11 protein-coding genes are annotated in these 12,344 nt (G+C 58.4%); 4 read left to right on the top strand and 7 right to left on the bottom strand.

Going from position 1 to position 12,344, the window contains the following annotated elements:
• Positions 1-386: 386 nt before the first annotated feature.
• Entirely contained in the window at positions 387-1,727 is a 1,341-nt protein-coding gene (locus DXXMK7_RS08600) for an aspartate aminotransferase family protein (protein ID WP_038918731.1), read from the bottom strand.
• 401 nt (positions 1,728-2,128) lie between these two features.
• On the opposite strand from DXXMK7_RS08600, the gene DXXMK7_RS08595 reads away from it, so the two are divergent.
• Entirely contained in the window at positions 2,129-2,905 is a 777-nt protein-coding gene (locus DXXMK7_RS08595; protein WP_071605195.1) for a DeoR/GlpR family DNA-binding transcription regulator, read from the top strand.
• A 96-nt stretch (positions 2,906-3,001) separates the two neighbouring features.
• Positions 3,002-3,688, top strand: a complete 687-nt coding sequence (locus DXXMK7_RS08590) for a glutathione S-transferase family protein (RefSeq protein WP_038918730.1) — start codon at positions 3,002-3,004, stop codon at positions 3,686-3,688.
• Positions 3,689-3,707: 19 nt separating this feature from the next.
• On the opposite strand, the gene pbpG is transcribed toward DXXMK7_RS08590, so the two are convergent.
• Positions 3,708-4,661 (bottom strand): D-alanyl-D-alanine endopeptidase, encoded by a 954-nt coding sequence (gene pbpG, locus DXXMK7_RS08585; protein WP_038918729.1) that lies wholly within the window; start codon positions 4,659-4,661, stop codon positions 3,708-3,710.
• A 253-nt stretch (positions 4,662-4,914) separates the two neighbouring features.
• On the opposite strand from pbpG, the gene DXXMK7_RS08580 reads away from it, so the two are divergent.
• The gene (locus tag DXXMK7_RS08580) at positions 4,915-5,598 is read left to right on the top strand and encodes an epoxyqueuosine reductase QueH (protein WP_038918728.1); all 684 of its coding nucleotides are present in this window, start codon (positions 4,915-4,917) and stop codon (positions 5,596-5,598) included.
• A gap of 95 nt (positions 5,599-5,693) precedes the next feature.
• Here the strand turns inward: DXXMK7_RS08580 and cyaB are convergent, their stop codons facing one another.
• The 3 genes from cyaB to DXXMK7_RS08565 form a co-directional block, all read right to left on the bottom strand.
• Positions 5,694-6,233 (bottom strand): class IV adenylate cyclase, encoded by a 540-nt coding sequence (cyaB, locus tag DXXMK7_RS08575; protein WP_038918727.1) that lies wholly within the window; start codon positions 6,231-6,233, stop codon positions 5,694-5,696.
• A 751-nt stretch (positions 6,234-6,984) separates the two neighbouring features.
• The gene (gene dusC / locus DXXMK7_RS08570) at positions 6,985-7,920 is read right to left on the bottom strand and encodes a tRNA dihydrouridine(16) synthase DusC (protein ID WP_038918726.1); all 936 of its coding nucleotides are present in this window, start codon (positions 7,918-7,920) and stop codon (positions 6,985-6,987) included.
• Between the two features lie 147 nt (positions 7,921-8,067).
• Entirely contained in the window at positions 8,068-9,663 is a 1,596-nt protein-coding gene (locus DXXMK7_RS08565) for an ABC transporter substrate-binding protein (RefSeq protein WP_038918725.1), read from the bottom strand.
• Between the two features lie 115 nt (positions 9,664-9,778).
• On the opposite strand from DXXMK7_RS08565, the gene pepT reads away from it, so the two are divergent.
• Positions 9,779-11,020 carry a peptidase T gene (gene pepT, locus DXXMK7_RS08560; protein ID WP_038918724.1) on the top strand — a complete coding sequence of 414 codons (1,242 nt, stop codon included), beginning with the start codon at positions 9,779-9,781 and terminating at the stop codon, positions 11,018-11,020.
• On the opposite strand, the gene DXXMK7_RS08555 is transcribed toward pepT, so the two are convergent.
• The gene (locus DXXMK7_RS08555; RefSeq protein ID WP_038918723.1) at positions 11,012-11,890 is read right to left on the bottom strand and encodes a helix-turn-helix domain-containing protein; all 879 of its coding nucleotides are present in this window, start codon (positions 11,888-11,890) and stop codon (positions 11,012-11,014) included. The genes pepT and DXXMK7_RS08555 overlap by 9 nt on opposite strands.
• A gap of 74 nt (positions 11,891-11,964) precedes the next feature.
• Entirely contained in the window at positions 11,965-12,306 is a 342-nt protein-coding gene (locus DXXMK7_RS08550; RefSeq protein WP_038918722.1) for a tRNA-binding protein, read from the bottom strand.
• Positions 12,307-12,344 lie beyond the last annotated feature (38 nt).

The following is a 12,344-nucleotide window of genomic DNA, read 5'->3' as shown; positions in this document are numbered from 1 at the left end:
GTTGTCTTGTGAATGCTGAATTTGTCCGTTCAGTGAATAGTTTCGTGCGGGATAAACGGTGTCATTTCTTTGCGGCTTCGTCGCACGCACGACAAGGCGAGGTTCAAACGCCACCTCCCCTTGACCACTGGCTGGGGGCTAAACTGTGCCGCTGACGCGGTTCCTTCGGCGTTTGCCTTCGCTGTTCGGGCCACCCGTGACGCGTTCCAGACGCGACACGGGCTTTCGCGACGTCCTGTCGCTCACCCGGCGAAGTCACCCACCTCAGCACAGTTTTTGACGCCAGAAAAATGCTTCATCCTGTACTTAAGGACTTTGTCAGCAGTCTGACCGGCGCACAGCGCCGGTTTTGATTTTTCAGCGCACCGAGCGCCGGGGCGAAGGCCTCAGGAAACGGTGGCGCTCAGCGCCTTGTCCAGCGCGCCGACCAGCCAGTCGATATCGTGTTCCTGAAACGCCAGCGTCGGACGCAGTTTCAGCACGTTGCCGTGCGGGCCGGCCACCGATGTCAGCACCCGCTGTTCACGCAGCTGTTCGATCACGTTCAGCGCCCGCGTTTTATCCGGCGTCTTGTTGTCGCGATCGCTGACCAGTTCGAAACCGATAAACAGCCCGGCGCCGCGCACGTCGCCGACGCTGGCATGGCGATCCGCCAATCCGGCCAGCTCCTTCAGCAGCCGTGCGCCTACCACCTTGCTGTGCTCCTGCAATTTCTCTTCACGAATCACCTTCAGCACCGCCTGCGCCGCCGCCATCGATACCGGGTTGCCGCCGAAGGTGTTGAAATAGGGAATTTCGTCGCTAAACGCCGCCAGCACGTCGGGTTTCGCCAGCAGCGCCGATACCGGAATACCATTGCCCATCGGTTTACCCATAGTGATGATGTCCGGCACGATGTCGTGACGGGCAAAGCCCCAGAAGGCGTCGCCGGTGCGGGCAAAGCCCGGCTGCACTTCGTCGGCGATGAAGATGCCGCCGTTGGCGTGCACCACATCGATAGCCGCTTGCAAATAACCGGCCGGCCCCGGCAACACGCCATCGGAGGAGAAAATCGAATCGGCGAGGAAACCGGCGAATTTGATGCCGTGAGCGGCCATGTCATCGATCTGCTTCTGGATTTCATTGGCGAACCAGACGCCCAGATCCGGCGCGTCCACGCGGTAACGGTCCGGCGCCGGCACCAGCCGGGTGGTCGCGGCAATCGGCTGACCGCTGCCCAACGCCGGCGACGCGCCGGAGGTCAGCTCGCTGGTGCCGTGATACGCCTCGCGAGTGACGATAATCCCGGTGCCGCCGCTGTAGGCGCGCGCCACCCGAATCGCCAAATCGTTGGCTTCGGAACCGGTACACATGTACATCGCTTTGGTGATCGCCTGCGGCACCAGCGTCAGCAGGTCCTCGGTGTAATCAAGAATGCGATCGTGCAGGTAGCGGGTGTGGGTGTTGAGCTGACACATCTGCGCGTGCACCGCCTCAATCACCGCCGGGTGGCAATGACCGATGCTGGCGACGTTGTTGTACACGTCCAGATACTGATTGCCCGCTGCATCCCACAGATATTGCTTCTCGCCGCGCACCAGATGCACCGGGTTGCGGTAGAACAGCCGGTAAGAATCGCCCAGCACTCTGCCGCGTTTTTCCGTCAGCGTGCGGATGTCGTCTGTCAGTGCCGCCGCATGTTCCGCACGGAAGCTGTTGGTATCCATGATGGTTGAACGTGTCGCCATGATGACTCCAGATGAAAGTAATGTACCCAACGCGTAATGGCCGCCGGCTCTCCGGCGCCGCTTGATGAACATACCCTACACCAAAAGCAACAAAATACACAAATACAAAAATACGCACTATTTTACGGCGTGAAATTCACCAAAAAAGTGCATCGACACCGTAGACCACACGCCAATCCACTGCGTTATCGCTCAATAAAAATAAATTTAAAAACAAACAAATAACTCAAAATCGTTCGGTGCCGCCTGTTTCCCCACGCTCAATTGCCAAAATCTGCACACCTGTTATGCTGAAAAGCACAGATTTACACAAACCGACTTATTATCTGTCGAACCTGATCGTCCGCCGCCTTGCCGTTATAATGGCGGCGACCGACACCTGACCGAGAGAATGCCCGCTGATGCTTGAAGAAACCCGCCTGCACCGTATCCGCCTGCTGCTGTCGTCCCTTAACCGGGTCACTACCGACCACATCATTCAGCATCTGGGGGTGTCGCGGGAAACCGTGCGGCGTGATGTCCTTAAACTGGAAGCACAGGGCGTGCTGCGCCGGGTGCACGGCGGGATCGTCGCGACCGGCGCCGAACCGGAACCGCCGCTGTCGGTGCGCAACACGGTGCGGGAACAGGAAAAGCTGGCGATTGCCCGGCTGGCGGTTCAGCAATTAAAGGCCGGTCAGACGCTATTTATCGACGCCGGCAGCACCACCACCCTGCTGGCCGGCGAGCTGCTCCCTCTTCCGGGCATGACCATCATCACCAACAGCCTGAATGTGGCGTTGAAACTCACCGCCGGCGACGCTGACGAGCGCTTGCCGCACGACGTGATTCTGCTCGGCGGGCACATGGGCGCGTCCGCACAGGCCACCAGCGGCGCGCTGACGGTAACGGAAATCCAGCGCTACCGCGCCGATATCGCGCTGTTGTCGCCGGTCGGCATCGCCAGTCAGTCCGGCGCCAGCAGCTTCTCCCATCATGAAGCGGCGATTGCGGGGGCGATGGCGCGCTGCGCCAGACAGCGCATCATGCTGGCGGACCACAGCAAGGTAGGCGTGACCAGCCGCATCCTCTATGCCGCCCCCACCGACATCGACATGCTGATTACCGACGGCGCCAGCGTCCACAATGCCGATTACCCGGCGTTGCAGTCGGCGTGCGGACAGGTGCTGCTGGCCTGAGACGGTTTTCCCGCCAATCAGGCGGTGCCATGCCGCTGATTTCATGGTAAATCTAGACGATATGGTTCACCGCCTTATCTCTCCACGGAGGAAAACATGTATCAGTTGCACATCGCCAACAAAAACTATTCATCCTGGTCGTTGCGTCCCTGGATCCTGCTGAAAGCGCTGGATATCCCGTTTGAAGAGGTGCTGACTCCGTTTGCGACCGGCCCGGTTCAGACGGCTTTCAAAGCCTTCTCGCCGACCGGCAAAGTGCCTTGCCTGACGGATGGCGATATCACCGTCTGGGATTCGCTGGCTATCACCGAGTATCTGGCGGAAAACCACCCGTCGGTCTGGCCGCAGGATAACGCCGCCCGCGCCTGGGCGAGAAGCGCCGCGGCGGAAATGCATTCCGGCTTTAGCGCGCTGCGCAACCAGTGTTCGATGAGCTGCGGCATACGTGTGAAGCTGCACGCCATCACCCCGGCGTTGCAAAACGATGTCGCCAGACTAAATCAGTTGTGGCAGGAAGGCATACAGCGGTTTGGCGGGCCGTTTCTGGCGGGCGCGCAGTTCAGCGCGGTAGACGCGTTTTTCGCTCCGGTGGTGTTCCGGGCGCAGACCTATGGCCTGACACTGACCGGCGAGGCTGAACGTTACGCGCAGCACCTGCTGGCACAGCCGGCGATGCAGTTATGGTATCAGCAGGCGCTGGCGGAAACCTGGCGCGAAGCGAGTCATGAAGAAGAAGTATCGGAATGGGGTCAGATCGTGCAGGACCGGCGGGCGGCGCCGTAACGCCGCCCTATCCTGTCGGTTATTCGTCCACGGCGGCCGTCACGTCGGCGCCGTGCGGTTGGCGTGACGCCAGCGACTTCTGTTTCTTGTAGCTCAGCGCCGCTTCCGGCACCGGGCTGACCTTGCCGGTTTCCAGCCAGTTGCGCAGACGGTTGGCATCGGCGAAGTGGGTGAACTTGCCAAATGCATCCAGCACCACCAGCGACACCGGCCGCCCGTTGATCACCGTGCGCATCACCAGACAATGACCGGCCTGATTGGTAAAGCCGGTCTTGGTCAGCTGGATGTTCCAGTCCTGACGATAGATCAGATGGTTGGTGTTGCGAAACGGCAGGCTGTAGGACGGCTGGGTAAAGACCGCTGTTTTTTCATGCGTGGTGCTGAGCTGGCTCAACAGCGGATACTGTTTGGAGGCGATCAGCAGTTTGGTCAGGTCGCGGGCGGTGGAGACATTGCTGGTCGACAGCCCGGTCGGTTCCACATAGCGGGTATGCGTCATGCCCAGCGCTTTCGCTTTGGCGTTCATCGCGGCGATAAACGCCTGATAGCCGCCGCGATAGTGGTGCGCCAGACTGGCCGCCGCGCGGTTTTCCGACGACATCAACGCCAGCAACAGCATGTCGTGGCGGCTGATTTCACTGCCCAGACGCACGCGGGAATACACCCCTTTCATCTCTTTGGTCTGGCTGATATCAACGGAAATGCGCTCGTCCAGCGGCTGATTGGCATCCAGCACCACCATAGCGGTCATCAGTTTGGTGACCGAGGCAATCGGCACCACCACATCCGGATTGGTGGAATAGAGCACCTCGTTATTACGTAAATCCACCACCATCGCGCTGCCGGAAGCAATCTCCTGGCGGGATGTGACATGTTGTGTCGCGGGCGTTTTGGCGACGGCCTGCGGCGCAAACCAGACAGGCGCGGAAAGCAACAGCAGGCTTACAGCGGAAAGCCGAAATTTTTTATTCATTATTCAATAGCTTAAACAGTGTACTGTTAACTGAAAAAAGAGAACGACGCATTATAATGCGCCCCAGGAAAGCGTGCACTCCGCCGGCCGAAAAAGCTTTGTGACAAAGTTTGACAGCCGCGCCGCCTGCCCGTCGGCGGTTGTCATCCGCTTAATGATAACGGATACTGGCCGCGCGTATCGCCCCGGCGGTCAGACCGGGCGACGCCTCGACGACAATCCAGACCATCGACGACCAAAAAAGGATGAGACCGTGTCCGACAAGGAACAGACTACGGGCCTTCAGCGCCCGGTGCTGACACTGCCCAATCAGGCCGACAAACTGTTGCTGCACTCCTGCTGCGCGCCCTGCTCCGGCGAAGTGATGGAAGCCATCACCGCTTCCGGCATCGATTACACCATCTTCTTTTATAACCCGAACATTCACCCGCAGCGCGAATATCTGATCCGCAAGGAAGAAAATATCCGTTTTGCCGAAAAGCATGGCGTCCCTTTTGTCGACGCGGATTACGACAGCGACAACTGGTTCGAGCGCGCCAAAGGCATGGAATGGGAGCCGGAACGCGGCGTTCGCTGCACCATGTGCTTCGATATGCGTTTTGAGCGCACCGCGCTGTACGCCCATGAACACGGCTTTTCGGTTATTTCCAGCTCGCTGGGCATTTCCCGCTGGAAGAACATGCAACAGATCAATCAGTGCGGCATCACCGCCGCCGGCCGCTATCCCGGCATGACGTACTGGGACTATAACTGGCGTAAAGGAGGCGGTTCGGCGCGCATGATTGAAATCAGCAAGCGGGAACACTTCTACCAACAGGAGTACTGCGGTTGCATCTACTCGCTGCGCGATTCCAACAAACACCGTAAGGCGCAGGGCCGCGATATTATCCGCATCGGCAAACTCTATTACGGCGACGACGCCCCGTCCGATAGCTAATCCGCGATTCCGCGATCGGCTCAGTTCGCCCGGCAGCACCGGGCGTTCCGGTTATATTTCGCTATGGCTATCTTAATTACGCCCCGCTATAGCGCCTAGTACCCCAGCAACTGCCGATAGGAGCGGGTTTCGATGCTGCTCATCTGCAACCCCAGCCGCAAGGCGCAATCCTGACAATGCTCGCCCAGAATATCCAGCTCCGCCTCTTCCTCCGTCATGCAGGAGATTTCCACGAAATGCCCCAGCGACTCGATATAATCCAGCGTGATATGGAACCGGTCGAGAAAATAGATGCTGCGGGTTTTATTCACTTCGAAAATCGGCAGGAACCCCAGCGTTCTCAGCATACTGTCCGTCATGTCGCACGACTCGACGTTGACGGCCTCGCAGCGTCCGGTACGCGGCCCTTTTACAATCCAGAGCTTAATTCCCGAAGGCGCCATGCGGCGCAATAACATGCTGATATTCTGGTTCCCCAGCTTCTTTTCCGCTGAATCATAATAAATATCGTTTTCCTTATTTTCGAAGACAAACGACTCAGGATGGTGGCTGAATAAATTTTCACGAAAAGCGCTAATATCCTGAATACGAAATTTCAATTCAACTTCATATTTCCCTCTGAAATGCTCGTGCACGTTCTTTCTCCGCTTATCGGTTCTCTCTGACGCGTCTCATTATGGGATGAATACGGGCAGGGACGGGCGTCCAGACAACGTTACCTTTGTCATTAGACAATATTATTATCATGCTAATTTTTTATTCGGGCTATCGTCGCTGCACAGCGAATCATTGCAGCCTACCGCTGCACGCAAACCGGGACTCGCCCCGGATAGCGGCAAGCGGGCTGCGCCAGCCGGCAATCTTATCGGCACGTTTTGCTGAAATGAGAACCATAAACACAAGCACAGTGCGCGCGCACCATGCTAAAAAAGAGAACGGATTAAACTGACGCCCCATTATTCCTTACCAGAAAACAAATCCCTCATTTTTCATCATGATTGATTTGCAAAAGAAATCTCACTCAGTCAATGCCAACCAGTCCGGTTTTACCGGAATTCATCATGCTGAATTCCGATTACTGGATTTTCGCGCTACCTCGAATTGACCGCAATACGGAACACGGTGTTTTACACCAATAGCCGCTATTTCATCGTGTCATTATTACAAAACGGTTTTTTCGCTAATCATGTATAGATACGAAAGCGTAATAATTCAATCCGCCAGCTCGCGTTTTGCCGATTAAACAGACACATTGTTGTAAATTTTCTTTTCACGAATAAATCGTCACCGCCACGCAGTGGTCTGCCGACAACGCGCCCGCCGTCTTTCCGATCGGATGCGCATACTCAAACTACGACGACCCTGACCTCGCAGCGCGATATCCGCTCACCCGATGGCGTCGATAACCCGCGCAATATCGGCCGAGGTAGTCAGCGCGCGAATCCGACTGAATAGCTCGCTCGCCTCGTCGTACTCCTTGCGCAGGTAGCCCAGCCACTGCTTGATGCGCGCCACGTGATACAGGCCGGTGTCGCCCTGCTTTTCCAGCCGCACGTATTTCTGCAACAGTTGCACCACGTCCGGCCACGGCATGCGCGCCTCGCGGTATTTGATCACCCGGCTCAGGTTGGGCACATTGAGCGCGCCGCGGCCAATCATTACCGCGTCGCAGCCGGTGGCGGCCATGCAGTCCTGCGCGCTTTGCCAGTCCCAGATTTCGCCGTTGGCGATCACCGGAATACGCAGACGCCGGCGAATCTCGCCAATCGCCGCCCAGTTGATGCGCTCCGCCCGGTAGCCGTCCTCCTTGGTGCGGCCGTGCACCACCAGCTCGCTGGCCCCCGCCTGCTGCACCGCATCGGCAATCTCAAACTGGCGCTCGCCGGAATCCCAGCCCAGCCGCACTTTCACCGTCACCGGCAACGAGGACGGCACCGCCTCGCGCATCGCTTTGGCGGCCCGGTAGATCAAATCGGGGTCTTTAAGCAACGTGGCGCCGCCGCCGCTGCCGTTGACCATTTTCGACGGACAGCCGCAGTTAAGATCAACGCCCCAGGAGCCCAGTTCCACCGCCCGGACAGCATTTTCCGCCAGCCATTGCGGATACTGGCCAAGCAATTGCACCCGCACCCGCGTGCCGGACGGCGTACGGCTGCCGTGGCGTAATTCCGGGCACAGGCGATAGAACGCTTTTACCGGCAAACGGCTATCCACCACCCGCAAAAACTCGGTGATGCACAGATCGTAATCATTCACTTCGGTGAGCAATTCCCGCACCAGGGAATCCAACACCCCTTCCATCGGGGCCAGCAAAACACGCATAACTCGACTCATCATAAAAAAGGCAGGCAATGGTACTGTCGGCGGGAGAAGCTGTCGATGAGAGAAACTGTCGATGAGGAAACACCGCAATGGAGACAAGCGCAAGAACCAGCGGGAAAGTCTCGGCTTTCCCGCTACGGCGTGAGATTACTGCCGGATATCCACCTGGTAGAAAATGTGCTTGCCGAACGGATCGATTTCATACCCGGTCACCGCATTGCGCACCGGTTCAAAGATAGTCGAATGAGCGATCATCACCGCCGGCGCCTGCTCATGCATCACGAACTGCGCCTGTCGATATAATTCCACGCGTTTCTGGTGATCCTGCTCGGCGCGAGCGTCGGTAATCAGCTTATCAAACGGCGGGTAACACCATTTGGACGAATTGGAGCCGCCATTGGCGGAAGTACAGGTAAACAGCGGGCCGAAGAAATTGTCCGGATCGCCGGTGGCGGTGGTCCAGCCCATCAGCGCCGCCTGATGCTCGCCGCTCTTCACCCGTTTGAGGTATTCGCCCCACTCGTAACTGACGATATTCGCTTTCACCCCCACCTTCGCCCAGTCGGCCTGAATCATCTCCGCCATGCGACGCGCATTCGGGTTATACGGCCGCTGCACTGGCATCGCCCACAGATCGATAGCGGTCCCTTCCGCCAGCCCGGCTTCTTTCAGCAGCGCTCTGGCTTTTTCCGGATCGTACTCATAGTCCTTCAGGTCGGCTGCCGCGCTCCATACGCCGGGCGGCAGCAGATTTTTGGCGGCGGTGCCGGTGCCCTGAAACACCGCCTCGATAATCGCCGGTTTGTTGATCGCTATCGTCAGCGCCTGGCGCACCTTGAGGTTATCCAGCGGCGCTTTACGGGTGTTGAAGGCCAGAAAACCGATGTTCAACCCGGCTTTCTGCATCAGGGTGATGTCCTTGTTGCTCTTCATGTCCGCCAGTTCCGCCGGATTGGGAAACGGCATCACCTGACACTCGTTCTTGCGCAGCTTGGCGTAACGCACCGAGGCGTCCGGCGTGATGCTGAACACCAGCCGGTCCAGTTTGGCTTTGCCCTGCCAGTAGTCTGGAAATGCCTGATACAGGATGCGGGAATCTTTCTGGTACTGCGCCAGCTGGAACGGGCCGGTGCCGACAGGCTCCAGATCCACTTTCTCCGGCGTCCCGGCCTTCAGCATCTGGTCGGCGTATTCAGCGGACAGGATCGAGGCGAAATACCAGGCCAGATCGGCCAGAAACGGCGCTTCCGCATGGCTTAGGGTAAAGCGCACCCTGTAGTCATCCACCCGATCGATGGCGGTAATCAGGCTGCGGAACGACAGGCTCTCAAAATTGGCATAGGTACCGCCGGACACCTTGTGATACGGGTGATTAGGGTCGCGCTGGCGTTGAAAAGAGAAAATCACGTCATCGGCGTTGAAATCACGACTCGGGGTAAACTGCGCGTTGCGATGAAACTTCACCCCCTTGCGCAGATGAAACGTATATTGCGTGCCATCCGGACTGATGTCCCAGCTTTCCGCCAGGCTCGGCACCAGTTCGGTGGTGCCGACCTTGAAATCCACCAGCCGGTTGTAGATCGGCACCGCGCTGGCATCCACGCTGGTGCCGGAGGTATACAGCTGCGGGTTAAAGTTTTCCGGCGATCCTTCTGAACAGTACACCAGCGTTTTGGCGCACGCCGCCTGAGCAGCCGCCAGCGTCAGCGCCGCCAGCGCAACGCGCGTTATTACGTTTTTCATCCCCATCCTCGCTTTTTATTGACTTCCGGGCGGCTCGCTGAGTACAACGAAGCCTTTGATTATTGTTGAATAACGATACCTAATCTTTCGAATGGTTTACCAATAAGGATCCGCTATGAGCCATAACCAGGCGCGTCAGTTGACCGACCGTTTCTACCGCTATCTGGCGGTCACCAGCCAAAGCGACGCCGCCGCGGCCACGTTGCCGAGCACGCCGGGCCAGATGGCGATGGCCCGCCTGCTGGCGGAAGAGCTGCGCGCGCTGGGGCTAAGTCAGGTGGAAATCGACGAGCACGCCACCGTTACCGCCGTGAAACCGGGCAACACGCCGTCCGCGCCGCGCATCGGCTTTATCACCCATATCGACACCGTGGATGTCGGCCTGTCGCCGGACATTCATCCGCAAATCCTGCGCTTTACCGGCGAAGACCTGTGTCTCAATCCGGCGCAGGACATCTGGCTGCGGGTCAGCGAACATCCGGAAATCCTGCCCTATCGCGATCAGGAGATTATTTTCAGCGACGGCACCAGCGTGCTGGGCGCGGACAACAAAGCCGCCGTCACCGTGGTGATGACGTTGCTGGAAAACCTGCGCGACGATCAGCCGCACGGCGATATCGTGGTGGCGTTCGTGCCGGATGAGGAAATCGGGCTAAGAGGCGCCAAGGCGCTGGATCTGGCGCGTTTCGACGTCGATTTCGCCTACACCATCGACTGCTGTGAACTGGGCGAAGTGGTGTACGAGAACTTTAACGCCGCCGCGGCGGAAATCCGCTTTACCGGCGTGACTGCGCACCCGATGTCGGCCAAAGGCGTGCTGGTCAACCCGATTCTGATGGCGCACGACTTCATCAGCCGGTTTGACCGCCGGCACACGCCTGAGCACACCGAAGGCCGCGAAGGCTACGTCTGGTTCAACGATATTCACGCCAACGCCAATGAGGCGGTGCTGAAAGCCTCGATTCGCGATTTCGATCTGGCAGGATTCGAGCAGCGCAAACAACAGATTCGCGACGTCACAGCGCAGATTGCCGCTCACTACCCTACCGGCCAGGTCCGTTGCGCCATCGCCGATATCTACGGCAACATCAGCAACGCGCTGGGAGACGACCGGCGGGCGCTGGACTTGTTGTTCGCCGCCATGAACACGCTGTCGATTACACCGAAGGTGATTCCGATGCGCGGCGGCACCGACGGCGCGGCGCTGTCGGCCAAAGGCATTCTGACGCCGAACTTTTTTACCGGCGCGCACAACTTCCATTCACGCTTTGAGTTTCTGCCGGTGCCGTCGTTCGTCAAATCCTATCAGGTGGCGTTGACGCTGTGCCTGCTGGCGGCGCAGCAGCCTTCAGCCTGAACATTGCTGGCGTAGCGCCGAGGGCGTGATGCCGTATTCGGCGCGAAAACGCTGGCTGAAATGACTGGCGGAGCTGAACCCGCAGGCCAGCGCGATATCGGTGATGGAGCGACTGCTGTGGCGCAGCCACTGCTCCGCCTGCGCCAGCCGCCGCTTCATCACATACTGATGCGGCGCCACGCCTTCGCTCTGGCGGAACATGCGGGAGAAATGAAACTCGCTAAGATCGGCTTCCGCCGCCAGTTCGGCCAGCGTCAGCGCCTCCCCCAGCCCGGCGTCAATCCGCGCTTTTACCCGCCGCAACACCGCCGGAGCCAGCCCGCCGCGGCTGTTCGGCGCCTGCCACTGCAACTGGCTGTACTGACGCAGCATATGCAACATCACCATCGTAGACGCGGAACTCAGCATCATCTGGCTGGCCGGATCGCGCCAGTTGCCGGCCAGCAGAAAATGGCGATATAGCGCCTCCAGCGCCGGGTCGGCGATAAAAATGCGCTCATCAAGACGGATCGACGCCGGGCTGCGGTCCCAGGTTTGCTCCGCCAACTGGCGCAAGTGCTGATCGGTACAGTAAAAGTGGGCGAAACGCAGGCTGCCGCGAATATCCCAGGTGGACTGGCTCTCTTTCGGCATCAGACAAAAACGCCCCGGCGCGCCGCCGTTGAACCAACCATCCGGACGCTTGTGGTAGCTTTCGTAGCCGTCCTGCACGTACATGCTGAAGATGTGGTGATGGGTGTTTTCCAGCGTGACCCGATCGTGGCTGTTCTGCCAGACCGCCAGTTGCACCTCGTTGGCAAGCGTGACCGTTTCCTGCAACCGGGTTTTGTATTGGCGCTGGAGCACCTCGAAAGCCTCGTATTGGTTCATGCCTACCGTCCTGTAAACCTATTAACTTGCAAACCTCTCGCCCTGTAATAAAAAGTACTACCTCAGGCAACAGATTAAAACAAGCGCCCGCCATTAGGAATGGCTCTCTCCGGGCCTATCAGCACCACGCGGTCTTTTTCATCCGGAAAACCCAGCGTCAGCACCTCCGAGATAAAAGGCCCGATACGACGCGGCGACAGGTTGACGACGCACGCCACCTGTCGGCCGATAAGATCATCGGGCGCATACAGGTCGGTTATCTGGGCGCTCGACCGTTTGCAGCCGATTTCCGGGCCAAGATCGATATCCAGTTTCCAGGCAGGTTTGCGCGCTTGTGGAAACGGCTCGACACGGACAATCGTCCCCACGCGGATGTCGACATCAAGAAATTGTTCAATGGTAATGGCAGCGTTCAACTGGTCACCTCAAGATTTTTATTTAAAACAGGATGATG

This window comes from Dickeya sp. MK7, from assembly GCF_000406305.1.
Lineage (GTDB): Bacteria > Pseudomonadota > Gammaproteobacteria > Enterobacterales > Enterobacteriaceae > Dickeya > Dickeya fangzhongdai.
Note: the sequence above shows the minus strand (reverse complement) of the source record. Positions and strands in the feature narration are given on the sequence as shown.